The following is a 25554-nucleotide window of genomic DNA, read 5'->3' on the forward strand; positions in this document are numbered from 1 at the left end:
CCGCCTCGACGAACTATTTGTGCAAGTTCACACTCCTGTACCGGAGATTTCTTAAGTGTTTAGTCTATTGAGGCTTGCAAGAAATTAGATTGCTCGACGGAGCAGCTCGTCCGCGTTTTGACCCAGCCTCGATCCGTCGCGGACCTCAGAAGCAGTAATATGAAGAGGCTGTTGACCTGCCATGCACATAAGTCGGGAAGGTCAGGAGCTGGCAGGAGCGCTCTCTACGCCGTAGTAGAACCACACTAGGGTTCGGGCGGAGGCCCACCTGTGAGGTGGCAGCGCCGCGGAGCCCTGTGGCGCCGGCTCATCGCCGGTAACCTCCAGGCCGACGTGAAGCCGAGGCTGGGCTCTTGGCGCAGGACCCTGCGCGGCCCGGACGGAATCCTGACCCAGGGCATCCGCTCCAACAAGAAGGGGATGCCGCGCGCCAGGCCAACCGGTCCGCCCGTGCTCATCAGGGCACCCACTGAGCCTCCGCGTCACCGCATTATGCGATAGTGGCCTTGGCTCGTGCGCTCGAATTGCTTCCCGGCATTGAGGCCAAGATAAGATCGCACGGACGACCGAGCCGTCGGCCCGAGCTTGGAGCAGACATGCTCATGGATCTCGTCGACTGAGGCGTCACCGCGCTTTAATTTGAAGAAGTCCAGGATGGCATCTCTGACGCTCCCTCTTGAATGCATCGTCCTCTCCGTATCCCGTTGGCGAGCGAGGTCTTCCATGAGGTGGGAAAGACGTCGCAGCGTCAGGCCGATTCTGATCGAGTCTCGGGAGTTCGTCCACCGCCCGTTAACCAGAGTTGTGTACATCTCGCAGCATCCCCAAATCCTCAATTGACGTCTGGACGTCAAATCGTGATAGATCGGGCGATCTTTTGGGATGGTAACATGTCGCGCGCGCCGGGCAGCATACGGGATGCAATCGTCGGGTTTCTGGAGGCCGTCGACAACGATGTCGGCGTCGCCGAGATCCAGGAAGCGATCCGGCGCCAGATGGGAGAGGTCGCCCCGTCCTCGATCCGGTCATACCTCAACCTCAACACGCCGCGCACCTTCGTCCGGACCGGGCGTGGGCGGTATCGGCTCGCCGTCAATGGGGAGGAGGCCAAGCCTACCGTGAAACGGCAGGCCTCGTCGGCCGCCGTCGGCAAGGCCCGGCTCAACCTCGGTGATTGCTTCGAGTGGCTCGCGGACCAGCCGGCGCGGTCGATCCACGCCGTGGTGACGGATCCACCCTACGGGCTCATCGAATACTCTGCGAAGGAGAAGGAGAAGCTGCGCGCGGGCCGCGGCGGCGTGTGGCGCATCCCGCCGGCGTTCGACGGCCACCAGCGTTCGCCCCTGCCACGCTTCACCGTCCTCTCGGATGAGGATCGCAAGGAGCTGCACGTGTTCTTCCGGCGCCTCGGCGTGCTCCTGGCGCGGGTCTCCGTCCCTGGCGCCAACGTCGTCGTTGCTTCCAACCCCCTCCTGTCCCACATCGTCGCCCAAGCCATGTCTGAGGCCGGGCTGGAGTTGCGTGGCTACATCGCGCGCCAGGTCATGACGATGCGCGGCGGGGACCGGCCGAAGAACGCCCACCACGAATTCGATGGCGTGTCCGTCATGCCGCGCTCGCAATGGGAGCCGTGGGTGGTCCTGCGAGCGCCGCTGGAGGGGCGCGTCCAGGACACCCTGCGCAAGTACGGAACGGGCGGGTTCCGGCGGCCCTCGCAGGACAAGCCGTTCGGCGACCTGATCCGGTCGCACCCGACGCCGGCGTCGGAGCGAAAGATCGCCCCGCATCCCTCGCTCAAGCCGCAGGCCTTCATGCGCCAGATCGTGCGCGCCGTGCTGCCGCTCGGCCAGGGGAAGGTCCTGGACCCGTTCATGGGGGCGGGATCCACCCTGGCGGCCGCGAACGCCGTCGGGTACGACAGCGTCGGCGTCGAGCTCGACCAGGCCTACTTCGACATGGCCACCAAGGCCGTGAAGGAGCTCGCGGCGATCCGCGTCCAGGAACCCGACCAAGTGTTGTAACGATGTCCTGGCCGGGAGGCCTCCACCTCGCATAGAGTCGCCCCGCGGGGGCTGATTCTATGACACCAGACGACATCATCGAGAGCATGAAGCGCGCGTTCCGTGGCGAAGGCGGTGGGCGCCCACGCAAGTATGTCGGCGGCCTCCTGCCGGCGTTCTGCGACTTCCTCCTGGAGATCGGCACCCCGGGCACCGGATACACGTCCTTCAACGACTTCCTGGCCGACTACCCGCTCATTACCGAGGGCGTCAGCACCCTTACGGTCCAGTACGGGTCCGGGCAGAAGACGATCCGCCCGGCCTACAACCGCATGCATGCCTACTACATCTTCGAACAGAAGAGGCTCGGCTACCCGCGCTCCGAGCCGTACGCCACGGGCAAATGGGCCGACTACCGCGACTGGCTCGACGTGCTCGTGACCTTCACAGGGGAGCAGTTGAAGGAGGTGCGCGACCGGACGAAGGAATTCGTCCTCGACGAGCTCAAGCCGGTCGTCTTCGACCCGAGCACGGTCAAGACCGAGCCGCCGATCTTCCGCCAGCTCCTGCAGGAGTTCGACTTCCGCGACCGCGCCAGGGGCGAGCCGACCGGCGCCGCCTTCCAGGCGATGGTGTTCGGGTTCATCCGCGCCGACGCGCCCCACCTCCAAGTCGAGGCGCGGAAGGTCCGGACGGGGTCCGCCAGGTTGAAGGGCATCGGCGACATCGATGCCTGGGAAGGCGACCGCCTGGTCATCTCCGCCGAGGTCAAGCACTTCGTGGTGTCCATAGACGACGTGGCCACGTTCGAGCACTTCTCGCACGAGGTGAGCCAGCGTGGAGCGTTGGGCATGATCATTGCCGAGCGGTTCCAGGAGGGCGTGCGCGAGGCCATCGAAGCGAAGGGCCTCCTGGCGCTGACGACGGAGGATCTCCTGTTGATTGTGCGCATGTGGGACCCGTTAAAGCAGCGCGCTGCGCTGAACGCCTTCCAGTGGGTTGTGGTGCACAAGGAGCAGTCGCCGGGCCTGATCGACCGGGTCGACGATTTTCTCGTGAAGGTGGGATACAAGGTGAAGCCCGCCGCCGAAGAAGCGGACGAATCCGGTGGCGAGACAGCGGAGGATGCGGAACTTGCTGAGGAAGAATAGCTGTCTGACAGCTATGGCAGGCATCAGCGGCGTGACGCGATGACACCGCGACCGATATCCAGATGGGCCGAACCGGAAGGGTGCCCGTGAGGCGGCCGAGGCCGTCAGGCAGTGGCGGACGCTTAACCCAGTGCAGGTGCCAAGATGGTATGACTTACTGTGTCCGTTTGCCGGTTACCTCGTAATGCGTTCCGGTCATGTCCGAACTTAGGAACCCGTCATCAATCAACCGCAAAAATTTCCACTTTTGTTGCGGATCGTAGACCAGCTTTCTGTTTGCGCCTGTTCCATTGATGGCGATGGGAAGAGATCGCGCTTGGATCTTTGCTTCCAGAGAAGCAAGGGTGAGGTTACTCAGATAATTGCGGCTTGCGATGCCGCGGAGCTTGATCAATATGACAGGATTACCCTTGCAATCCTGCTCGAACTGCCCGGCATTCTCAATGGGAATAGCCGCCTTGATCTGATCGAGGGTCGACTGCGCGTGCACGAGCACTTCGGTGAAAAATTGAAATATGCGTTGATAGTTGTCCTTGTTGAAGATCACCATATGACCTTCAACCCACATGGCGTCGATCAATTCATCGAAGATGAAAACCGGTTCAGTGATCTTGTCGAAGGTGCCGCCTGAGAAAAGCGTGACGAGCTTCCTGGAGCGTCCGAGCTCCTTCGTCTTTGAGTATTTCCTGAAGAGGTAAATCGGGGATTGTCCAGGCCGCTGGATCGCGACGACATAGAAGATCAGCTTGTTGACTGTTGCGCCTGTTCCATCAAAAACCGGCAACTGCGGGAAATCATCCAAAGCCGCTACAACGGCATGCGGAGTTGATCCTGCGGACGGGATGTGGACTTCAACCTCGTGCTTATCTTGTGGGGTCGCGGCATCATAAGTCTCAAGAGCCACATTTACATTGCTCACGTCCGAGTCCAGACGGCGCAGTGTATCCGTAGCTAGCGTCAGAAATCCCTCCGCAAGCTCATCTGTCAGTTGCAGCCGGTGAAGCGTCGGGATCGTACCGTTCGCTGCCCGTGCAGCAAGGCAGACATTAACAGAGGCATTTGTACTGTCGATGGTGCGGCATCCGGTGAGCGCGGTCCTGAGCGCTTGATACGTCAACTCTTCTTCTCCACGAAGATGCTCTCGGCGACATCGATAGCGGTGACATCATCACCTCTTCGAAGCCGGCGCTTAGACATCAAAAAGTAGGAATTCCCCTGATCGTCTTCGACTTCGTACAAGTTATAACCCAAGATTGAAAGGAGGGGGTTTATGTGAATCATGCCGGTGTTCACATACACGACGCATAGGACGACCAGAAAGATGACGAGCGAGACTACCTGCTCGATATCGTTAAAGGCGGTAGCTGCGAATGGGATAACGTAGCTGGCGATGTAGCTCATTGTATCGCTGTCTTTGCGACGGATGATGCCGATTCGCATCCCAATGCCCTGGAGCCGCTGGACCAAGCGCATGTACAAGAGGGTTCCCAGCAGACTGAGGATGGCCAATCCGATGAAGATGCTGCCGAGGTATGGACGTTCTCTCAGCGTCATCACTGCGAATATAATCCAGAGCGGAATGTAAGAGCTCAGGAAAAGGATGATGCGGGATAGGACGTTGGCCATGCGGGAACCCTGGCATACCTAGAGGGTGGCAGGCCATAGAGCCTGAAAAACGTTCTCTTTATGTTCTAGGTTATGCAAGACCTTATTGCAAGGATCTGCTCGGTTCGAGGCCGAGGCCAGTCCGTAGTGCTGTGCTTGGAGTTTTGGGAGGCGGGCGGGACCAAGCTGGGGACGAAATTAACTCAGGAGGTTCGACCTGCACCCTTGACCGGTTGACCGGTCCCACGAATTCCTGGACGATTCTCCTCATGGAACCGCTGTGAACAACATGTTTGGCACCCATTCCCCCAATGGTCATGAGGTTTGTCCCAGCCTAGCATGAGACAATAGGCGTAAAGTATGGCGCGCTCGGTGGGTCACCAATGGCCTTTCTCTTCCGTCGGGACCCAGCCCTCCTCAGCCCGATCGGCTTTGGATCGGTAGGTCACGTCCCGTTCTTGCTCAACCATGACATGTCCTATGCGGACGAAGTCAATCGCTTCCTGCGCGAGCGAGCGCTGCTGGATTGGCATCCCAACAACCGCCATGGCGAAGCGACAGCCCGTGTTCGCGCGCCTGCCGAGAATACCATCTTCGCGATTGCGCGCGACCTTGAAAACTTCCTGACCTACATGGAGGTCAATGGCCTCGACTGGCGAGCCATGGACTATCGGCAGGTGCTGCGCACCTATCAGGCTGACCAGAACAACGGTTCCTGGAGCGAACGCGGCGTCCCGCTCGCCCCGGCCACCATCAATCGCCGTGTTGGCTATGTCTGTGAGTTCTTGTCCTGGGCAGGGGACCGTGGTCTTCGTCCGGCTTTCCTCATCTTGGAGAGTCGCTCCACTGTCCGCGACCGTTCGGGAACCGCCACGACTCATCGCTTCCACGATGTCGCCGGTCGGGCAGGACGGGTTCGGGAGCGCATTGAGCGGCTCCGGATCCCGACCGTGGCTGAAATCGACACCTGGCTCGCCGAGGTCGAGGCAAAGCGCGGCAAGACCAAGGCACTGGCATGTAAAACGATCCTGGAGACAGGCATGCGCCTTGAGGAAGTCGCGCTGCTGCGCGCGGCCCAAGTTCCTGATCCAGGCACGATCCTGCCCGGTTACCCGGCTCGTATGGACATTTGCTACGGCACCAAGGGCTCACGCCAGGTCGGTGATCCGGACAAAAAGGGTAAGCAGCGGTTGCTCCGCTTCGGAGTCGACTTTCTCCATACCCTCGACGACTACAGACGCCTGCGCCGCGCAAAGGCCGTAGCTGCTTTCCGGCGTAATAATCCGGGCAAGCGCCCCTCAGACATCCTTTTCCTGTCCGAGAGTACAGGCGAGCCGCTAACCAAGAAAATGATCTACGACGCTTGGACGCGCGCCGAGAAGCTGCCGTTCCCCGGATGGAGTCCACACGCGGGACGTCATGCTTTTGCCTGTCTGCTGCTCCTCCGCTTGATCCATGAGGAGGGAGAGCGCATCGGGCAATCGGCGGCCACTCTGCCGCGCTCGGTCATGATCACCCAGGCCATGGATCTCGTTCAAATGTACGTTCGCCCTATCCTTGGTCACGTCAGCGAGCAGACTACCGCCCGTTACCTTGAGTGGGTTGCTGACCACTTCATGGTAGCGGAGCATCGCGCCGCTTGGGCTCATTATCTTGAGGGCAATGATGCCTAGGCTAACAGCTAAACGCTTACCTCAAAGCCAAACTGCGTCGTCCCACGTCGTTCACTTAGATCTCGACACCAATCCTCTGGTTTGGCGCGTCCCAGCCCAGCACAGTGCACCCTCGTTTCTGGTTGATCTGACACCGTTTGCGAAAGGCGATGAGAGCCTTGGCCTTCCTGCTCTAGCGGTGCTCATCGGGCAGTTCGCCCAAGTGCTTCGCGCCTTGTCGCTCAACAAGTCGAAGGGAACCGTAACAGGCTACATCTCCGCGCTGCGCGTTTTCTGGCGCTTCATGGCGACCCTTGAGGCCAGAGGTCACCCTCCCGTTGCCGACATCGCTACGATTACTCCCGAACTCGGCCAACTGTACAAGCTCCACTTGCTCAACGACCTTAAGTTACGCAGCTACGGCAGAAACCACCTTCAGCTCGTTGCCCGCCTTGTGGAACTCACACGCGCCCGGCTTGGTATCGTCCCTCATCGCCTGATCTGGCCGACGATCCAAGACCAGCGCGGCTCGGCTCACAAGGACATCGAGCCAGCGGCGCTCAGGACGCTATACACTGCCGCCAAGGGGGTCGTGCGGCGCTTCGCCTCCGCCCATGCCGAAGGTCAGCACCTTCTTCCGCGCGGGAGGGATCCGCGCCCCCATCGGAACCGCACACCGGTGTGGGCCGAGCGCGAGAACATCGCTTGGCTGACCCGCCACTACCTTGACGTGCTGATCGACGACCCAGGGGGGCGTAGCACCGATGCCCTCTTGGACAAGCGCTTCCGCAGCACCGATCGGAATCCGGTCTTCCCCGCCGCCTATCCTGACGGCACCCTGTTCGACCGCTTCCGCTGGTTTGTTCCGACCGCCGAGGACACAACGGCCTGCATTGTCCTGGTACTGCTGCACACCGGATGGAATGTCGAGACCGTGATGAACCTCGACATCTCCGTCGACGATTGGCATCAGCATCGCCTTAGCTCCGACGCTGGCGAGACCGTAGCGATCTTCTCCCAGAAGAAGCGCAGCAGCCGTGAGCAGGTGGCATTCAGCCTCACCCGGCCAGAATTCCATCCCTTCCGCGCCATCAAGGATATGGTCGAACGCACCGAGCCATTGCGTCAAACGCTCCGGCGCCGACTGGCCGCCTTGGAAAACCAGGATGCGGCACCCCACCATCAGGACGAAATTATTCGGCTCCGCCGAGCGATCTCGTCGCCTTGGCTCTTTCTGTCAAAGAATGCCCGCCACGGCGGCCGGATCGGCGCGATGCCCACAAGCCGAGACGCATTCGCTGAGTGCTTTCGTTCCTTGCTCAATTCGGCTGGGATCGAAGGGACCTTGTCTCCATCCGACTTGCGCGACGGTTTCACAAGCTTTCTGTACGGCAACAGCCTCTACAACGTGCTCCTGATCAAGCGCGCCCTCGGCCACGGTGATTTGAACGCCACCAAGCATTATCTGCGGCAACGGAAGATGCTGGCCCAACGGTTCGCCGACTACACCGCGTGGTCGGAAGCGCTCTTCGACGAGATCAAGCGCTTCCAGAGGGTGGACCCAACTATTCTCTACATCCGTGCCCGCTTCGGCGACATTAACGAAGAGCAGCGGCAGCGCCTAGCCGACCACCGCCTCCGCACACGTATGGGCATGGGGTGCTTGGATCCCGAACATCCGTCGACAGCCATCGCACCGATGCACGTCGGTGGGCTCTGTGCGGTGCAGCGGTGCATTCTCTGCCGCCACGGCGTCATTTTCACAGATTCCTTCGAACCGCTGGCGCGGCGCCTAGCGGAACTCCGGGTCATCGTGGGCGCACCCCGGTGGATCGGTGGGAAGGGTCCTCCTTCCAAGCGGAGTGGATCGCTATAGAGGCAACTGTCGACCGGGTGTTCCCAGGCCGCCGCGACGAACTCAAGGGACTCATCGTCGCTCATACAGAACGATTGCTCCGCGGCGATGCGTACCTGTTTGACCAGATCGGCATCGGCGAAATCATAGGAGCGGCTCGATGACGATGGTCGCGTCTCTCGACCACAGGGTCGCGCTCGGCGCGCACCGCGCCTCCCTCGCCCAGATTGCCGCCTTCGACCGCTTCTGGACGGCCCAATGGGAGGACATCCAGCACGTGGAGATCATTCCCGGCTTCACCATGGATGCCGATGTCATCGAACTTCCGCCCGACTGGGTCTCGACCAAGCGGCAGCGCAAGAAGGCCTACAGAACCGTCGACCTGCGAAGCGTGCTCACGACAGCGCTCGACCACAACATCGCCCTCGCCGAGCATCTCTTCCGGCGGATCAAACGCCTCGCGGCGATCCTGCTGGTGACGCCAATCGCCTTTGAAGCCACGATCCGTCAGCCGTCCGCCCCGCAGACCTGGATCGACGAATGCCGCATCCTCCTGCGGACGGTGTTATGGATCGCGCTGCACAAGGAAATGACCCCGGAACCGAGCTCCTGCCCGGACGGGCGTCCCATCTTCCGCGGTCTCAACAGGAATGACCTGAACCAGATGAGGCAGGCCCGAGGGTTGGCCGGCTTCTTCTCACATACCGCACCAAAGCTGGCGGCCCTCGCCCGAATGGGGGTCATAGACGATTGGCCAGACCTCGACCTTGGTGCCGAAGGGGAGCCCCGACGCCGCGATGCCGCTTTGCCGGTGACAGCCTTTGCCCCTAACACCAGCTGGCACCCGTTCCCCGACGGTTTCGTTGCGCTCATCGGGAAGGCGTCGGTCTGGTTCATCGATGAGCTGGGGCCGTCCCTCCTCGACAGCCTGGAGGCCGTCCTAGCGGTGCCATCGGACAGGCAGGGCGGGACGCGACTCAGCAACGTCTCCCTCAATCAACGACGGTGCGCCGCCTTGCAGCAGTGGACTGCCGAGCACTTCCAGGGCCCGAAGCACTTCCCCATCCAGTTCCAGGTCACGGCGCGTCCGCAGTCCGGCGCCACTTTCCTCCTGAACTCGTGGCCGCCACCGACCTGGAGGGCACTGCGCCGCATAGTGATGCACTTACAGACGGCTCATCTTATTATCGTTGCCCTGGCGACGGCGGCCCGCGATAGCGAGCTCATGCACCTGCAGCGTGACTGCCTACGAACGGTCGCTTCCCAGGACCTCCTGCTTGGCCACACATTCAAGCTATCCGATCGGCCTGACGGCGAGGCCCGAAACTGGCCGCTGCCGCAGATCGCCGTTTCGGCCATCCGTCAGCAACAGCGGCTGGCAGACATCCTGGCACCTGGACGACCATCCCTGTGGCTGTCGTTCAAGAGCCACGACGGCTCCGACCAATTCCCCGACCTGGCCGTCTTGGGGCCGGTCCTGCAATCGTTCGTGAGGGGCGTGATTGTGGATGGTCGGTCCCTTGAAGACTGGAGCGATGGCAACGTCCACCCTCATCGCTTCCGCAAGACGGTCGCCCGCCTAGCCGCGCTTTCGATTGTCGGCGCCACCCCGATCCTGTTCGACATCCTCGGCCATCGCGACCCCGAGATGACTCTCAACTACATCCTGAGTGACCCCGGTCTTCAGGACGAGATCCGCAAGATCGCATCCGAGGCCAATATCGTGCTAACTCGGGAGGCCATCGAGCGGTCCAGCGAGAACGGCGGTCGAGTCGCGTCCCTGGTGCAGGATCTCCGGCTACGGCTTGCAGCGCGATCCGGCGAGGCTGAGCTCGGCGTAGGCTCCCTAGCGGAGGCCGCCGAAATCCTGTCCATGAACGGCCAGGTCACAATGGTCAGACCCGGCGTCCTATGCACCAAGTCTCTGGGGCAAAGAGGCCCCTGCACCAAGAAAGCCGGCCTCCCCGACGTCGGCAATTGCTCGACAAATTGCCAACACCGGCTCGAGCTTGCGGCAGCCATTGACGACTGCACCAAGGCGATCGAGCGCATCCTCGTCGAGATGCCGCCGCCAGACAACACCATGATGAGGGGATGGTGGCAGGCACAGCTCGCCGGACAACTGCAACGGTTCCCGCAGATCCGTCAGCGCTACCTCGCTGAGGAACGCGTCCAACTCGCCCTTGCTGGGATAGATGCCGCCACTATGGACAACCTGACGGGTGCCCTCAAAGAAAGCTTTCAGGAGAACGTCGCGTGACCACCAAGATTCAGTCGCTAGTCGCCTATCAAGCCAATCAGAAGCAGAACACAATCGGCGCCATCGAGGCAGCAGAACGGGCGATCGAAGCTGAGCTCGCGGAACACGGCTATTACCCACACAACAGCGGCCGCCTCAGTAAGCTCGAGGTCCTACGCCGCGCAGCGGTGTCAGCGCAGACGCTGAAGAACGCAACTCACAAGAAGACGGCCGAGGCACTGGATCACTGGCTCCGCCGCATCAAGAAGACTGCACCGACCCTCAAGCCCCAAGCGCAGGACGCCAAGGCGAATAAAATTGAGGCGCTAGAAACGCGGCTGGCGGAAGTGGTCGCCCACTATGATCGTTTCAAGCTGGAGTACAACGAGTTGCTGCATCGCTGCGAAGCCTTAGAGACAGAGAATACTGCTCTAAAGCGGCAACTTGCCGGACCCAATAACGTGACGATTCTCAAGACCACATGTGACGAGAACCAAGGTTTGTATACTGTGAGCAAAAGTACGTCCGCAACTGGAAGCATAGTCGTTCCGCAACGGTGACCTCCTGGTGATGACAGCCTCAATGACGAATACCCTTTCTGCTTCTGGTCAGATAAACGCGGTCGGATTCAGACTCGAACACATGAATTATGAAACCTGCCTCGGCTCGGGCGAGAGAATGTCGAGCACTGGACACTCGGGTGGGGTGCCGCCTTCGCATCTGTCGATGGTCTGCCCAAGCAGACGCTCACGTTTCCTCAGATCTGCGATCTTCGCACGGATGGCATCCAGGTGCCTTGTGGAGATCGCGCGAACCTCGCCACACAGGACCTGCCCAGGACTACCCAAGGCCAGCAGCGCCTTGATTTCCTTCAGCTTAAACCCCGAGTTCGCCCCCACGCCGGGTAAACGTCAGTACCCAGGTATCGTGCGGGTCGTAGAGCCTTCAGCCACCCTCAGTGCGCGGCGGCGGGAGCAGCATCCCGAACTTCTCACAGTACCGAATGGGCTCACCGCTGAGGACCTGAAAACAACAATGTTCGCCTGCCCGACCGGGGCATACGATATCGGATACATGCTGTGAGCTGCGTCTGACGCACGGGAGGCGCTAAAGCTCGGCAGGACTACGGTTGTTGGGAGCCGCCGCTCACGCGGCGTCTAGCACCCAGTTCAACTCAAAGTGAGCCGCCGCTGACGCGACGTCTTACACTTTTCGTCACACTGGATGCCCAAGAGGGAGCCGGTCTTGATGATACCTCGCGTGCCATCGTCGAAACCACTGCCTCGTTGGTCTGGATGTCGGAAACTCTCGAAACAAAACCGTTAAGACCTAAATTTGGTCAAGGAAGTCCCGACGGAAGGGCACTCCTCCTCGTATCCATCCCGTGGAAGTCGTACTGACGCCCTCAGCCCAAGCCAGGATCCCTCTCGGCAAACAGGCGGTTTCGCCCGATGGCGCCCTGGATCAGCACGATGGGCCTACCCTTGCTGATATCGCCACAGTCCGCTTGGCCCCATGGCTCGGGCCGCACGGCATATTCACCATCGACGCCCATCAGGCCGGACGACTTCCCGATGCGGATCTACTGCCAGCGGTAGACAGCGACGACATCGATCCTGCCTCCTATACCCTACGGCCGGCGACCCGCTACGCCATCCGCACCCTCAAGGACAGAGAGCCGACCGGTGCAGTAAGAGACCACCTGCAGGCAACAATAGCCCGGATGCCCAAGCGAGGACAGAAAGGACGCTGGTGGATGCCTCCTGAGGCGATCACGCTGGCTTTGGATCGCCCGGCTCTGCTGATCCCGCGCATCGGGCGCAAGATCCGGACAATCCGGCTGGAGCCAGGCATCCTCCCGATCAATCATAACCTCTATGTGGTCTCCGCCGGTCCCGACCACTCGCTCGAAGCCATTCAGGACATCCTGCAGAGTGATGAAACCCAGCATTGGGTCTCGAGAAACGCTCCGCCCCTTGAGAACGGTTATCTCGACATCAGGGCAGGGCTGCTGCGCCGGATTCCCATTATCGGATCTTTGAGCCGGAAGACGTCAAACGTCCAAGGCTAAACCCCAAGAATTTTGATCCACGGAAAGGCAAGCGAGCCATGATCAGTTGCATCTTCACCGACAATCTCAACTGCCGTGGCCAGTTCCGCCGGTTGCGCTCTGTCAGAGATGCTCTTGACCAGATCCATGCTTCATTCGGGACCGTCAAGGAACTGACCGTTCTGGACGGCAGCGATCGAATTCTAGCCTTCATTCCAACCCGCACCACCAGCGGGGAACTCAAGGTCTGGGACTACCGCACCAGCAGGTTCGTCGACCCTAAGATTCTTATGCGGTCCGGCGCAATCTTTGCCTCCTCCGTCGCCAGAGACGACATGCAGGAAGCGTTTCAACGCGAGATTATTGATCGCGATAATTGCAGCACTGCGCCGTTGCCACTGGCTGCCTGATCTTTCCTCCATCCCAGGACTATTCCATGAGCGCTCTTGATGAGAAGCGTCGGCTTGCAGCTGACGAAGAATGCAGCACGTTCGATTTCGGCTACGAGGTCAAGGACGCCTCGGGCTGGGAATGGACCACTCCCGGTAACCACTGGGAAAAGCCGATGTTCTTCTTCGGGGACGATCGGGATGCTCCCTCCATTCGCGGCACCTTTCACGTCACGTTTCACGAAGGATCGGACGAGATCGCAGAATCTCACGCCAATATCCTCGGCGAGGTGATACAGGGGCGCTCATCCCCTCAACCTTCAACCTTCGCAACCGCAAGCGAAGGCCCTGACACGAAGGTCGTAAAGATCGTCTATCAGGTTGTCGCCCTGATGCCCGCTGCCGACGCTTATTGGGCGCAGCACTCGAAGGCCGAAAAGGCGTTAAGCGAGATCAACGAGGGCAGCTGGATCGGCTGCGAAATCGTCGGCTCGGTCGAGAACATCCCTGACGGCCAGGTTCGCGATGAACTCCTCGCGCTCGGGACCGACGGCACCTTCTTCGATAACATCCTCAACCCTGACGAAGACGCTCTCTCCGCTTCACACCAGGAGTAAATCTCGTGGAACAGCTTGCACTGTTTTCGTTTCCGGAGACTCCGCCGCCCGTAGATATGCCTCAGGATCCGGTCGAAGTGCCGGACCTTACCTCGTACGACTACTTCGTAGTCGCGTTCAGTGGAGGCAAAGACAGCTGTTCGGCATTTCTCCACTTGCTGGAGTCAGGCGTTGATCGGTCTCGAATCGAGCTATTTCATCACGACGTAGATGGTAAAAATCCATTCTTCGATTGGCCTGTAACAACGGCTTATTGCGAAGCTGTCGCTAAAGCGTTCGGTGTCCCTATATATATGAGCTGGCGCGAAGGTGGCTTCCTGCGTGAGATGCTCCGCAATGGAACTCCGACGGCTCCGGTGATCTTCGAAAAGCCAGATGGGACGCTCGGAAAAGCAGGCGGCGAGGGACCAATTGGTACACGGTTGCGCTACCCCCAGGTTTCTGCGAACCTTCAAACTCGGTATTGCTCGCCGCCACTAAAATCGACGTGGGTGCAGCCGCTCTCAGAGGGCAGGATCGATTTCTGGGTAAACGCACTCTGTTTATCACAGGGGAGCGTGCTCAGGAAAGCGCAGCGCGATCCCGCTATAAGCCCCTCGAGCGTCACCGCTCAGACACCCGTGATGGAACGCGACGCGCCCGTCACATCGATCATTGGCGTCCAGTACTGCAATGGTCTGAGGAAGAAGTATGGGCGATCATAAGGCGGCACGGGCTCAACCCACATCCGTGCTACTGGCTGGGACTCTCGAGAGCTTCATGTGCCTTTTGCATCTTCGGTGGCGCCGATCAATGGGCCACGCTTCAGTATATCTGGCCTGAACGCTTCGAGATTGTTGCGAACTACGAAGAGCAATTCGGCGTCACAATCAAACGAAGCATGAGCGTGCGCGAACTTGCCGCGAAGGGCAGACCGTACGGTCCGGCTCTCGCCTCACCTGAGATCGCACGCTTAGCGCTTTCCGAGACATATGACGTGCCAGTTTTGATCGACCCCAGCACCTGGGCGTACCCTCCCGGTGCGTTCGGCGAAAGCGGCGGCCCAAGTTGGGGATCCTTATGCCCTACATTCTCAAATCATACGTGGCCGTCATGAGCGGCCCGGACGGCAGCGAGCAGACGGTCACCGTAGAGGTGGAAAGCCTCCACGGTTACACAATGCTCGATGATCTGGATGAGATTCTTCAATCGGCTCAGAAGAGATGTGCCGCGAAGACACTCGTCCACGAGGACTACAAATCGGACAGCGACTATCTCAATGATCTCGATACCCGGGCCGTGGGGTATCATCTGCTTTCCGTCCATAAGCCTGGGCCGTTGAGGCGGTTCGCCTACGAGGGCTTCGTCGGTGAAAACGACGAGAAACTCTACACCGGCCCGGTCCAGGCCGTCGACGGCGATGAGGCCGATTTCGCCGCGAGATGCGGGATCGCCCTTCAGGCCGGGAGTCTCGCCGGGCAAACGCTGATCAAAGACTCTGCTAGGTTCTCGGAAGTCCTGGATCACGTCACGGTCGTTCACTGCGTTGAGAACCCTGTGAGCCTCAATGAGCTTGCCGAGGCGGTAAAGTCCCTCGTCGCCGCTCACACGCTTGGTGCGCCAGTGTCCGACCTGATCGACGACCTTGCGGTCCTGACCGCATTTATCCCACCCGACACTCCGGCACCTGCGGTCGTGGCCTGACTGCTTCCAGCATCGATCCTGAATTCATAACGCCTAGAGGCTCTCCATGACTGCCGCACCTCAAGATACTGCCGTCCGCGAATACATCGTTTCCTTCGAAGGTCAGGATGTCCCCGTCCACGTCAGATTGGACGTTCTGGCTCGGCGTCCGATGATCGATAACTTCCTCCCGGCGGTCGCCAAAGCCCGCGAGTTGAACTCTGTTTTCGATGCCGAGGCCGAAACCCGTCGCATCACGGGCTTCCGGAAGGCAGGGGAGCCCATCCGCTACAAGGTGGAGGGCGAATACACGAACGGCGGGACGCCTCCGACCTTGACCGATGCTGTTTATGCAGTCGACGATGAATGCGCCGAGTTTCAGTGCAAATGTGCAGTGGCCATCAACGAAGGTTGCTCGTTCAGGAACTTGGTCGATCTCCGGAAGTCGATGATCCTCATTCCGGTCATCCACCTGGAGCAAGAACCGTATTCCAAGGACGACGTTACGGCTGCTCTCGCCAACTTCCTGTCGGCTTACAATGCCGGCGAAAACGTCGCCACCCACATCGCCTCTCTGACCCACATCGCAGAGACTTGTGGCCATACGATCTGGAAGGCAGGTCCATCCGCGACTGTGCAGACCGTGATCCCAAGCTTTGGTGAACCCGCCTATCAAAGGATCATCGAGACCCCAATCCGGGCGATCGACTTCCGCCTCGTCCTTGAACCGTCCAGCGGGCTAGCGAGCGTCACCAACCGTAAAGGGGAGGGTACGGCTCCGACAGATGACAGCGCGGCTTACGCCCAGGTGCTGACGGCCGCTCCCCGGATGGTCCATGCGATCCGACGGGCTCTTCCCTGGATTGAGGGTACCGGCATCGCGGACTCCGATCCTCCCGAGTACCTCGCCTTGAGAGACGCCCTCGACAGGGCCATCGGCTGAAACCAAACCCCTGAGGTCAATCATGAGCGCAGTTTCTCTCTTCTCGACGCCGGAGCTCATTGCGGAGTACGCCAAGCCGGATCAGGACATTTTCGGAAACCCGATCCAGGTGGGTGCTACCGTCCGCTCCTTCAATCTGGCGACGCTGCTCAATGACGGGCGGATCTACGGGATGGATACCCGGATCACGCGATCGAACAGAGTAGACTTCATCGAAGGGAAGGTAATCGCCATCGGCGAGATCGTGCACGAAGGCTGCCCTCGGTACACGATCCAGATCACCCGTGAGTGCTACGGCGCCGAGGGGGTCGATACCTCCGACGTTTGCTACGGGATCGGTCACCTGGTCTACCCGCCTCTTAACGGCACCCCGAAGTCCCTTGGAGGAGTTACATTCGGAGTGGTCGCTATCGGCCCGGTTTAGCGGCGGTTTGCCCGCCAAAAAGAAAAGCGCCCCTCCCAGTAGGGGCGCCTTCCGTTTTCGGATCACCGTGAGGCGAGCCGCCCAGCGAACTTCTGTGCGCCGGTAGCTGTTATATAGCTCAGGGAGCTTGCCTTAAGCTGCCTTCACGCCACGGAGGAAGCGGTCAACCTCGTCCCCAAGGCTGTTGGAGTGGCGAGCCAGTTCCTGGACCGCACTCAGCACCTGAGACGCAGCAGCCCCCGTCTCGCCCGCACCCCGGCGCACATTGCAGATGTTTCCAGTGACATGTTCGGTGCCACGGGCGGCTTCCTGCACGCTGCGGGCGATTTCGCCTGTCGCCGCACCCTGCTCCTCCATGGCGGCCGCAGTCGATGCGGAGATCTGAGATATTTCGGGGCTGAAATTCTAAACACGCTGGTCATGTTTATACATGAACTATTCCATTCATGTCCCCAGAAAGGAATGATGATGCGCAGGCTCAACTACGACACGCTGAATATCATTCTTGCGGTCCAGCGCCTTCGGAGCTTCATGATCACCGACAGTGCTATCCGTGAAGCCGCCGGCCAGGAGTCTCCAAGCTGGTTCAAGTCGGCGGAATCCTATTACTCGGAGATCCCCGATTGCGTAATGAAGGTCGCTGGTCTCCATAAGAACCGCAGCGACTTCGAGAAGGTCCTGAACTTCCAGGTCACCGACGAAATGCTTAAAACGAACCACAACAAGCTTTCGAGGTTCGAGTTTCCCGCGGACGATCTTGGCGTCTACACCGCCGCTGCGGCCTGACGCCGCTCGGGAAGAGGGATCAAGTGACGGTCTTTGCAACTGATGAAACCAGTCAAGGACCCCCCAAAATGATCCAGCATGGCACGGCTCCCTTCCTCGAATGCTCCAGCAAGGGAGATCGCCGCTTCAGTGCCTTTGCGGCCCGGATTAGGAGCCGTGGCAACAAGTCCATTGAGGAAATCTATCAGGCCGCAAAACGGTTCGAAGACGGCTCGACGGGTCTCACCTGGCGCGAGGCCAAAGGCAAGCGAGCCGTCAATGCCGACGAGGTGAGGTCGCTTTATTCGGTTCTCTGGGATGAATACATCGCCGAGAACCCGCACCTCGTTCCGATTTTAACATCCGCCAGCGGCCTGCAGGACCTGTTCGGTCAGGCCGGCCATGCGTGCCAGGCGACCGAGCTCTGGCGCATACGCTGTGCCGCTCTGGGAATTCCCGCATAGAACAGAGGCGATCATGACAGAACTTCCCGCGCTCTCCACCCTCGCCAGGAAAGCCCTCGATGTACTGAAAGAGGGCGGGGAGTTCCGTTACGCCCTGGAGACCAGCCGATTCACAAAGCGCGAGCAGTTCAAGACACACCTGAAGACTGCCACGCAGGGGACGGTCCGTGGCATCGGCTTCGCCACGATGGACGAACTCCGGAGGGAGGGTATCATCGTGCCGGTCCATCATACTTCCGTGTCTACTTACTATCGCCTTAGGCCGTCTGCCTAAAGTAATCGAGACGGCAGTCGGCAATAAATTGGATCGCGGGGCTAGTTTCCGCAGCCGAATTCTGTTATTGAAGCTGCCCCGCGGATTGTCCGCCCGGTTCACAGCCACAGCCAGAGGAGGCGTTACATGTCTATGCGTATTTGCACGTACGAACGCGCCGCTCTCCTCGTCACGACTGTTGCTGCTGGTGGCTCCGATGAAACCGACCGTATTCCCTCTGCCCTTTGTAGGGTTCGCCTTCCGCTTTGAATTCCTTCGCGTGCCGCGCAGGCCCGCGAACGATCACAAGCGGCCTGTGGCAACCGCCGAACTCGATCACCTGCTTCGTCACGAACTTCAGCAGGCGCTGCGTCACGAACTCAGCCCGCATATGCTTCGTGATGTCGGTGTCGACCGCAGCCGAGCCGAGTGATGTCTCAGGCTCGGTCCGGTTCGACGATCGCGCTCGGACCTGCGGATGTGCGGCGCCACACAGTGATGTGCCGCGAGTGCATCTACATAGAACGTGCGATGCCGGAACACGTCGCATGCGCCCTGGTGGGAGGTCTGGTGCTCAGCCTCCTGCCGGGGCAATTCCACTTGTGCACAGCCCTATGTTGAACCATCAGCCCGGCTGCAGTATTGTTGTGGGGTAGGTGTTGCAACCGGCACCATACAGAATGCGCCCTGACAGTGAGCTCCGCACGGCTAACTCTGTCAGGGCGTTTTCGTTAGGGGAGCGTTGACCCGTTCGCCTCCGCATCCTATCTGGCCGGTTGTGGTCTTATTCCATTGAACCACGAACGCCTTGGTCGAGGTTTTCCAAGACAGCACCTCTGCCAAGGCGTTCTCATGTCCGCCGCTCGGACCAGCGGCGCGCCCGCTCATCGTCCTCAAATTCAGAAACAGGCTCGTTCCAGAGATGTCGGTCTCTGGCAACGCTAACGCTTGCATCAGCGATCCCTTAGGAAGGACCGTCCATGACTCACTACACCAACACCAGCCTTCGTCTCCTCGAGACCGCATCCACGAAGGCCAATACTGAGTTCTCACCCTGGTGGCTGGCCCTGAACGGAGAGCTCGTCAAGCGAAACCTGCCAGAGGCCCGCTACGGCGATGCTCGGGATTACTATGAGACCGGACACTCGCCCGAAACGGCGGCTGACGACATCATGGCAACCGCATAAGACATTACCTCGCGCGTAATCGACCCACCTCTCCGTCTCCTTCATGGTCCTCACGCCGGAATTGACCCGGCCCACCAGCAGGAGACATGGCATGACTGACGCCACAACCATCGCCGACCGCTACATCGCCCTATGGAACGAGACGAACGCCGACCGGCGCCGGGCTATGTTGGCTGATCTCTGGGACGAAGACGGCACCTATGTCGATCCCCTTATGCAGGGAAGCGGCCATAGCCAGATCGACGCTCTCATCAGCGCTGTCCATCAGCGGTTTCCCGGTTTCCGGTTCACCCTGATCGGAAAGCCCGATGGTCACGCGGATCACGTCCGGTTTTCCTGGCAACTCGGGCCCGAAGGGACCGATGGCCCGATCAAAGGCACCGACTTCGTCACCGTGGACAATGGGCGCCTGAAGCAGGTTGTCGGCTTTCTCGACCAGGTTCCTGACGCCTAACCATCCTCAAATCCCAATCCACACGAGGCTGGCCCTGATTGAGTTCAGGCCAGCCTTTTTCTTTTTCTGTTCTGATCATTTGCCAGTCGGCATTCCTCAAACCCCAAAAGAGGAATCTCGACAGCGCGGGCTCGACGCATGGTCGATCGAACCGCAACCCACCCTTACCGGCACAGAGTTGACCGGAGGATCCCATGACAACTGACTTCAAGCTCAGGAACGGGCATCGGACCCGCGCGCTTATGCACGCGGTATCACTGATCAATGCCCAAGCCTGCAAAACCCCTGTACGAGCGTCGCACTCGTGTTCTCAGCGACATTGTTCATTGCGCCTACCAGATCGGAGCCATCGCCTCCGAGCGCTACAAAGCTTTCGAGGAGTTCACTGTCGGCGGCCTGGTTGAAAGCACCTCCGAACTCGAGATCGGAGCACTGGCAAGCCATCTGCTCGGGTATGTCGAGATCGCCCATACCTACCGCAGCGTCTGGGGTGTCTGGCTCGACCACTGCTCGCGTCCGGGCTTCCTGACCTTCCAGTCGCCGGAAGGAGCCAAGAACCGTCAGCCGATGGCCGGCGAGATTCTGAGCTTCAAGCGCGTCCACGAAGGAGGGCGGGGCGGAAGTGCCTCTTTCCTCCCCATAGCGACGCTCTCGTGGGCGCTGTCGACCGAAGCTCCTGGGGTTGAAGTGTATCAAACCAGCCTCAAGGAACACGTCCGGGTTCTGGAAGAGGATATCTGTCCGGCGGTGATGGCCGAATTCGCCCAGGTGCCGGCTTTCGTTCAGGCCTTCAACGACTGCGTCACCTACCAGGACATCGTCAAGATCTTCCCGGCAGTCGCCAGGATCCTCAAAGCCGATGACGAGCAGCGAAACGACACAGCCGTTTCCGCTCTCCTCACCCTCGCCGGCTAATCCTCCCTCGATATTCCAAGGCATTTGCAATGAACACGTTTACCACTACTGCCGTTGAGGCCACCCTGGGCCGCAAGCTCATCACCCGGGCGGATCAGTTCTTCAGCCACTCCCAGGACTGCATCATCGATGAGATGATCCAGAACTCCCGCCGCGCCAAAGCCAAGACCGTCCGGTTCATCCTCGAGGACTGCGACCTGATCATCGCCGATGACGGTCATGGCCTGACGGCTGACAACGCCCACATCCTGCTGATGGCCGGTGGCAGCAACAACGATGTTGCGACGGAGACCTTTGAGGCGCCTGCCGGACTCGGCTTCTACGCGTTAGCTAAATACGACGTTGTCGTACGCTCTCATGATTGGGAGATGCAGATTCCGAAGGAAGCCTTCACCGGTGGCACCACCGCTGCGCTGACCCGTGGCTTTGCCCATCAGGATGGCCTCTCCATTCGCATCCGGTCCTTCATCCCGCTCAAAGCCTTGGTTGAGCACGAGGGGGGAAAACTCGGCGAAATCATCGAACGATGCAGCCGCTATTCGGGACTGACTGCCACCCTCCAGGGTTTCCCTCAGGACGTGCCGAAGGTGGTTGTGCCCAGGACGTTCCTCGATCACGCCCTGGAGCAGCATACGGGCCAGATCACCGCCGTCGCCTCTGAGACGATTCATGGTGTGACCATCAAGCTTGCCCGGGTGCGAGGTGAGTTCTGGCGGATGGACAAGACGAAGATCAACTTCTTCGGCAAGGTCATCAGCCTGAGCGACACCCAGGCTCGCCACCAGATCCCGTCCGCGGAGAAGACGGTCGAGTTGAACACCGAGAAGAAGGCTTTCCTCGAGACCAGCTTCTGCACGATTGTTCTCATCGATGTGCACGACACCAGCCACCTGAAACTCAAGCTGCCCGAGCGCGACGTCCTGATCCAGGACGAGGGCTTGGACCTGATCTGGAAAACCGTCGAGCATCTCTATTGCCGGATGATCTCCAACCCGGCCGTCGTCAACGGCTTGCCGGCCGATCACCCCTTGCGGGGAACGTCCCCGTATCCGATCCCGCGCCCGTCCTGCGTTGTCTCTAATCTCGCCGGAACCCGCTGGATGCCGGCCTGATCAGCGCCGATGGCGACCGTCTGGAGCGTCATGAGATCGTCAGCGTCTCTCTTGAATCCTATGGGGTCCAGGAAAGCGGTTACCTGGAGTCCATGCTGGAGAACATCGTCGGGAATGATGGCTGTCCGGCCGTCACGCGGGTCATGTTCGAGGACAGGGAAATTGACCAGGCGCTTGGAAAAGGTGTCGTTCCTCACGTGATCGGCAACACCCTTGTGATCAAGGCCGAGGGAGACGAAATCCAGATTCCTCTCGACGATGGGGAATCTGGCTACGCCCTGTCCTATGAGGAGGTGGGAGGGGCCATCCGCGATGCAGAGGCCAATATTGACGACCTTTACAACGCCGTCGTGGAAGATCTGGCGCTGACGTTCCAAATCGAGGACCCGGCCGGGGGCGAGAGGACGCTGTCCGCCCCCATCGCTGCGATCTATTTCAACCCTGATTGGGATACTTACGATCCCTACCTATTGATCGCCAAAGGGCGTGAAGACGAAGTCCATAGCCGCCTCATCCGCGGCGTGCCGTGGTATAATGATGAAGGCGGCGACTACTCCCTCCAGGAGGAGAACCACAGTGCATCATTCGCCACACTGATTGCGAGGATCACTGGCGCGTCCCGCTCCCACTTCCAGAGGGAGGTCCAATCCGCTGTCCTCGACAAGGCTTATGCCCTCATGAGCGACGTCGAGGGCGAGGAGGAAACCATCGTCATGAAGGTGGTCGTGAACCTCAAGAAAGGCGGCTCTCCGGTCGTAACTGTTGAACGTGATACGCCGGCCCCGGCAGAAGCGGCTTAGAACTAAGAAGGGCGGTCATAACGGCCGCCCTTTACTTTTTATGTCCCCGACGTTCCGTTCTGCCACCCGAGGCGCAGCGCCTAGGAGCGAAGGGGGCGGCGCTGCGCCTTTCAGAAAACCTGCCTTTGAGCATATCCTCACAGGACTACCAGAGGTTCAAGAAGTGGTATCGAAGTCGAGCATTGGGTGAACCCGACAGTCCGTCAAATCCCCAAAAGGGAAGGGAGATCTCGATGCAGCTCACGCGCAAGTCCCGCAGCCTCATCCGTCGTCTGGTCCGCGAGCTGAATCGCAACAAGGTGGATTTCCTCGCCCGACGGGCCGATCTCAAAACGAGGATCGGGCAGCTGCAGGAAAGCGGCAAAGTCGCGATCGTTTATGGTGGCATCGATTGTGACGGTGGGCGGTGGGACAATCGGGTCTCCGAGGTTCCCGCGATCCCGGTTGCAGTGGAGCGGTGGCACGACCGGTACGAGGCTCAGGCCGAGGGGCCTCAGTGGCAGACCCTCGAGAAGCCGTCAGTCGCTGCAGACCTTATCGAAGACGATCGCGACCTTGCGATGGAGGCCTTCGAGGACGGACACAGTCACGCCCTCTTCGCCTGACGGCCAGGCACCAGCGCTCCAGCCGACACCTTCCTTCCCAGTCTTCCCGATGAATGGTGGACCCGCCATGACGATGCGCCGCGCCCAGAACGACAACAGCCGCTTCCATCTCGGTTTCCTGACCGTCAATCGGCAGGATCCTCATTCAGAAGCTGAAATTCGTTTTGATCGCCTCGAGATCCTGCTCACCGACGCCGTCTTTCAGGCAAGCAACGGCGGCATCTACCGCAAGCTGCGAGCGAAAGGTCAGAACGGGGAATTCTATTACGGCAGCGCCTTCGCCGGGAAGGAGCGCAACTTCGCCAAGTCGATGACCCTGATCGTCTACTATGGGTCGGAGAAGCTGACCGTCCCTGTGCCAGTGGAAGACATTGCGGTCGGCAATCTGTCCTCGCTGGATCTCTCCTTTACCATTCCGGCATCCGCGCAGACGGCCCGCCCCGTGGCACCTGAGCCTGCAGCGAAACCGGTCGATCTTCACGAAGACCGGCTCTGGTCGGTCACGGAGACCTTCATCCGGGCCCAGCCGATCAAAGCCAAGGACCAGCTCACGAAGCTGCGTCGCGCTGTGACCTTGATCTACCACCCGGACCAGTACGCCGAGGCGGAACGGGAGATCCGGACCCGGATCATCGCGCGAGCCAATGACCTCATCGACAAGATCGGCCAGCAAATCGCGGCCTAAACCCTTCACTCCTATTCCAAGGAATTTGCCTCGTGGACACAGCCGAACAAAAGCCCGTGGATCAACCTGAGACGGTCGAGGCACTCCTGAACTCGATCCATGCCTACTTCGCCATGTTTGCCAACTGCGAGCAACTCTCCCTGTCTGATACTGAGGAGCCCAACGTGCTCTCCCTGACGGACATCACCCACATCGGCAGCACTGGTCTAGACCTTGTCGAGAAGCTTCAGGACAAGCTGAAAGCCGTGGCCGAGCCCCAAGTGCCGGCGCCTCTCTCAAGGTCCAAGGAGAGCGATCCTCTCACCGGCCTCAAGGAACTGTCGCTCGACCGTGTGGTGACCCTCTATCTGACGTCAGGCCACTCGCTCACCGGTGCCATGGCGGAGAGCCCGGACGACCAGATTGGTCTCTTCGAGCCTCAGAACAAAGACTCCTCGCATTACCATTTCGTCCCGCTGTCCAGCATTGCGGCATGGTCTGATATGCGGGGCAAAGACGCTGACCCGCTGCTTCTCTACGATCGCCAGTACCTGTCCGAGCGACAGATCCAGGAGAAGGAGAGGTCCCGGGCCAGCCGCTAGGCAGCGACCGCGATGCGGGGTTCAGGGTTGCCACGGCCTTGGGCCGTCCTATAGGAAGCCAGACCCCGCATTCATTTCATTCCCTGGATTTCATGACCATTCGCCGCCGTTTTCTCCTCGCCTCGTCCCTTGCCCGCCTCATCCAAAGGGAGCGGGGCGGCCTGCGCCAGGTCGAAGGCTTCTTCCCCGAACAGCGGGACCGGAGTTCCTCCGTCCGCCTCGAGGAGAACCGGGGACTGCTCATCCTCAGAACAGCCGGCCCGCAGGGTGAAACAGAAGAGCAGACCGAGGTGCCTGTAGCTCACGCCCATGCGCTGCTCGACGTCTGTGCCGGCGAAGTCGACTATAGCCGGACACCGCTGCCCATCGGTCATCATCAGGTCCTGGTTGACCAGATTATCCGGCCCCGCACCCTGCACCTCGTCACCGTTGAGTTCAGCAACGAGGCCGAGGCGAGGGCTTTTCATCCTCTGCCGTGGTTCGGGCCCGAGGTGACGGAGGATGCCCGCTACACCAACCAGTCGCTCGCCCTTAGAGGACTTGATGAGGCTCCGGAGATCCCCTTGAGTGATCCTGCGCTCAACGGCCTCCTCGATACTCTGGAGAACCGCTTCCCGGTCCAGCCACGGGTGCCCCTTGGCCGTGCCGCCGCCAAGCAGGTGCCGGCCACCAAGGCGCAGGCCGGTCCCGCCCAAACGGGCGGCCAAGCCGTTCAGGTCAACCTCGACGACATCGAGACGGCCATGATGGCTGAGATGGAACGTACGCTTCAGAAGAACCGGACCTGACAGGACGACAGGTTCCGGGATGCCTGATGCGCGCTCCCCGATCCGGCATCACTTGGTGCTCTACCGGCGTGACCCGGAACAGGGCAGGGCACGTTTCTTCAGCCTGATGATTGAGCGGGACCTGTTCGGGACGATCCGGCTGGTGCGGAATTGGGGAGCAGTCGGCTCCAAGGGCCAGGAGAAGGTCGATATCTACCCGGATGAGGCCGCAGCGGCTCGGGCGCTTGAAGGCTGGGCTGAGACCCAGCGGGAGAAGGGTTACACGGACCTTTGACGAAGCCGCAGGGACCGTCGCCTCTGTCGTTCAGGCTTCAAGCCTGATGAGCTATACGCCAAGCAAATTCGATCACGGGCAGCA

The 25554-nt window shown here is 60.2% G+C and carries 30 protein-coding genes and 1 pseudogene; 27 read left to right on the top strand and 4 right to left on the bottom strand.

Annotation, left to right across the window (positions count from 1 at the left end; all coding sequences use genetic code 11):
• Positions 1-857 precede the first annotated feature (857 nt).
• Both JO965_RS41730 and JO965_RS41735 read left to right on the top strand, forming a co-directional pair.
• A complete protein-coding gene (locus JO965_RS41730) occupies positions 858-2021 on the top strand; it encodes a DNA methyltransferase (RefSeq protein ID WP_246777227.1) in 1164 nt (387 codons plus the stop codon).
• A 59-nt stretch (positions 2022-2080) separates the two neighbouring features.
• A complete protein-coding gene (locus JO965_RS41735) occupies positions 2081-3151 on the top strand; it encodes a hypothetical protein (RefSeq protein ID WP_203446916.1) in 1071 nt (356 codons plus the stop codon).
• A gap of 154 nt (positions 3152-3305) precedes the next feature.
• On the opposite strand, the gene JO965_RS41740 is transcribed toward JO965_RS41735, so the two are convergent.
• Together JO965_RS41740 and JO965_RS41745 are read right to left on the bottom strand one after the other, a co-directional pair.
• The gene (locus JO965_RS41740) at positions 3306-4268 is read right to left on the bottom strand and encodes a Kiwa anti-phage protein KwaB-like domain-containing protein (RefSeq protein ID WP_203446917.1); all 963 of its coding nucleotides are present in this window, start codon (positions 4266-4268) and stop codon (positions 3306-3308) included.
• A complete protein-coding gene (locus tag JO965_RS41745; RefSeq protein ID WP_203446918.1) occupies positions 4265-4777 on the bottom strand; it encodes a hypothetical protein in 513 nt (170 codons plus the stop codon). Before JO965_RS41745 ends, JO965_RS41740 begins: the two co-directional genes overlap by 4 nt.
• A 362-nt stretch (positions 4778-5139) precedes the next feature.
• Between JO965_RS41745 and JO965_RS41750 the strand changes: the two genes are divergently transcribed.
• The 4 genes from JO965_RS41750 (at position 5140) to JO965_RS41765 (ending at position 11062) form a co-directional block, all read left to right on the top strand.
• Positions 5140-6429, top strand: coding sequence for a hypothetical protein (locus tag JO965_RS41750; RefSeq protein ID WP_203446919.1), 1290 nt, complete (start codon positions 5140-5142; stop codon positions 6427-6429).
• A 178-nt stretch (positions 6430-6607) separates the two neighbouring features.
• Complete coding sequence (locus JO965_RS41755) at positions 6608-8284, top strand: tyrosine-type recombinase/integrase (RefSeq protein WP_203446920.1); 1677 nt, start codon at positions 6608-6610, stop codon at positions 8282-8284.
• 139 nt (positions 8285-8423) lie between these two features.
• On the top strand, positions 8424-10523 hold the full coding sequence (locus JO965_RS41760) for a hypothetical protein (RefSeq protein ID WP_203446921.1): 2100 nt from the start codon (positions 8424-8426) through the stop codon (positions 10521-10523).
• Positions 10520-11062, top strand: coding sequence for a hypothetical protein (locus JO965_RS41765; protein WP_203446922.1), 543 nt, complete (start codon positions 10520-10522; stop codon positions 11060-11062). Before JO965_RS41760 ends, JO965_RS41765 begins: the two co-directional genes overlap by 4 nt.
• 87 nt (positions 11063-11149) lie before the next feature.
• On the opposite strand, the gene JO965_RS49890 is transcribed toward JO965_RS41765, so the two are convergent.
• Complete coding sequence (locus JO965_RS49890; protein WP_203446923.1) at positions 11150-11401, bottom strand: MerR family DNA-binding protein; 252 nt, start codon at positions 11399-11401, stop codon at positions 11150-11152.
• 485 nt (positions 11402-11886) lie between these two features.
• On the opposite strand from JO965_RS49890, the gene JO965_RS41775 reads away from it, so the two are divergent.
• From JO965_RS41775 to JO965_RS41805, 7 genes are all read left to right on the top strand, one after another.
• Positions 11887-12573 (top strand): hypothetical protein, encoded by a 687-nt coding sequence (locus JO965_RS41775; RefSeq protein WP_203446924.1) that lies wholly within the window; start codon positions 11887-11889, stop codon positions 12571-12573.
• Between the two features lie 38 nt (positions 12574-12611).
• A complete protein-coding gene (locus tag JO965_RS41780; RefSeq protein ID WP_203446925.1) occupies positions 12612-12962 on the top strand; it encodes a hypothetical protein in 351 nt (116 codons plus the stop codon).
• A gap of 26 nt (positions 12963-12988) precedes the next feature.
• The gene (locus JO965_RS41785) at positions 12989-13558 is read left to right on the top strand and encodes a hypothetical protein (protein WP_203446926.1); all 570 of its coding nucleotides are present in this window, start codon (positions 12989-12991) and stop codon (positions 13556-13558) included.
• Positions 13559-14045: 487 nt separating this feature from the next.
• Positions 14046-14654 carry a phosphoadenosine phosphosulfate reductase family protein gene (locus JO965_RS48715; RefSeq protein ID WP_246777263.1) on the top strand — a complete coding sequence of 203 codons (609 nt, stop codon included), beginning with the start codon at positions 14046-14048 and terminating at the stop codon, positions 14652-14654.
• Entirely contained in the window at positions 14618-15241 is a 624-nt protein-coding gene (locus tag JO965_RS41795; protein ID WP_203446927.1) for a hypothetical protein, read from the top strand. Before JO965_RS48715 ends, JO965_RS41795 begins: the two co-directional genes overlap by 37 nt.
• A gap of 46 nt (positions 15242-15287) precedes the next feature.
• Positions 15288-16163, top strand: a complete 876-nt coding sequence (locus JO965_RS41800) for a hypothetical protein (protein WP_203446928.1) — start codon at positions 15288-15290, stop codon at positions 16161-16163.
• Between the two features lie 22 nt (positions 16164-16185).
• Positions 16186-16587, top strand: coding sequence for a hypothetical protein (locus JO965_RS41805; RefSeq protein WP_203446929.1), 402 nt, complete (start codon positions 16186-16188; stop codon positions 16585-16587).
• A gap of 132 nt (positions 16588-16719) precedes the next feature.
• Here JO965_RS41805 and JO965_RS41810 read toward each other — a convergent pair.
• Positions 16720-16980, bottom strand: a pseudogene (locus JO965_RS41810) (methyl-accepting chemotaxis protein); the annotation flags it as partial.
• A gap of 69 nt (positions 16981-17049) precedes the next feature.
• On the opposite strand from JO965_RS41810, the gene JO965_RS41815 reads away from it, so the two are divergent.
• The 14 genes from JO965_RS41815 (at position 17050) to JO965_RS41880 (ending at position 25470) form a co-directional block, all read left to right on the top strand.
• The gene (locus JO965_RS41815; protein WP_203446930.1) at positions 17050-17373 is read left to right on the top strand and encodes a hypothetical protein; all 324 of its coding nucleotides are present in this window, start codon (positions 17050-17052) and stop codon (positions 17371-17373) included.
• 68 nt (positions 17374-17441) lie between these two features.
• Positions 17442-17816, top strand: a complete 375-nt coding sequence (locus JO965_RS41820) for a hypothetical protein (RefSeq protein WP_203446931.1) — start codon at positions 17442-17444, stop codon at positions 17814-17816.
• Positions 17817-17829: 13 nt separating this feature from the next.
• Complete coding sequence (locus tag JO965_RS41825) at positions 17830-18090, top strand: hypothetical protein (RefSeq protein WP_203446932.1); 261 nt, start codon at positions 17830-17832, stop codon at positions 18088-18090.
• Between the two features lie 196 nt (positions 18091-18286).
• On the top strand, positions 18287-18502 hold the full coding sequence (locus JO965_RS41830) for a hypothetical protein (protein ID WP_203446933.1): 216 nt from the start codon (positions 18287-18289) through the stop codon (positions 18500-18502).
• A gap of 547 nt (positions 18503-19049) precedes the next feature.
• On the top strand, positions 19050-19256 hold the full coding sequence (locus JO965_RS41835) for a hypothetical protein (RefSeq protein WP_203446934.1): 207 nt from the start codon (positions 19050-19052) through the stop codon (positions 19254-19256).
• 91 nt (positions 19257-19347) lie between these two features.
• The gene (locus tag JO965_RS41840; protein WP_203446935.1) at positions 19348-19710 is read left to right on the top strand and encodes a nuclear transport factor 2 family protein; all 363 of its coding nucleotides are present in this window, start codon (positions 19348-19350) and stop codon (positions 19708-19710) included.
• A gap of 264 nt (positions 19711-19974) precedes the next feature.
• Complete coding sequence (locus JO965_RS41845) at positions 19975-20625, top strand: hypothetical protein (protein ID WP_203446936.1); 651 nt, start codon at positions 19975-19977, stop codon at positions 20623-20625.
• 29 nt (positions 20626-20654) lie between these two features.
• Entirely contained in the window at positions 20655-21737 is a 1083-nt protein-coding gene (locus JO965_RS41850; RefSeq protein ID WP_203446937.1) for a hypothetical protein, read from the top strand.
• Positions 21738-21829: 92 nt separating this feature from the next.
• A complete protein-coding gene (locus JO965_RS41855) occupies positions 21830-22537 on the top strand; it encodes a hypothetical protein (protein WP_203446938.1) in 708 nt (235 codons plus the stop codon).
• 233 nt (positions 22538-22770) lie between these two features.
• Entirely contained in the window at positions 22771-23142 is a 372-nt protein-coding gene (locus JO965_RS41860) for a hypothetical protein (RefSeq protein ID WP_203446939.1), read from the top strand.
• A gap of 67 nt (positions 23143-23209) precedes the next feature.
• The gene (locus JO965_RS41865; protein WP_203446940.1) at positions 23210-23827 is read left to right on the top strand and encodes a hypothetical protein; all 618 of its coding nucleotides are present in this window, start codon (positions 23210-23212) and stop codon (positions 23825-23827) included.
• Between the two features lie 32 nt (positions 23828-23859).
• On the top strand, positions 23860-24408 hold the full coding sequence (locus JO965_RS41870; RefSeq protein WP_203446941.1) for a hypothetical protein: 549 nt from the start codon (positions 23860-23862) through the stop codon (positions 24406-24408).
• Positions 24409-24500: 92 nt separating this feature from the next.
• The gene (locus JO965_RS41875; RefSeq protein WP_203446942.1) at positions 24501-25196 is read left to right on the top strand and encodes a hypothetical protein; all 696 of its coding nucleotides are present in this window, start codon (positions 24501-24503) and stop codon (positions 25194-25196) included.
• A gap of 19 nt (positions 25197-25215) precedes the next feature.
• The gene (locus tag JO965_RS41880) at positions 25216-25470 is read left to right on the top strand and encodes a WGR domain-containing protein (RefSeq protein ID WP_203446943.1); all 255 of its coding nucleotides are present in this window, start codon (positions 25216-25218) and stop codon (positions 25468-25470) included.
• Positions 25471-25554: the final 84 nt, after the last annotated feature.

The sequence above is a fragment of the Microvirga sp. VF16 genome (genome assembly GCF_016864375.1).
In the GTDB taxonomy this organism is placed as follows: domain Bacteria; phylum Pseudomonadota; class Alphaproteobacteria; order Rhizobiales; family Beijerinckiaceae; genus Microvirga.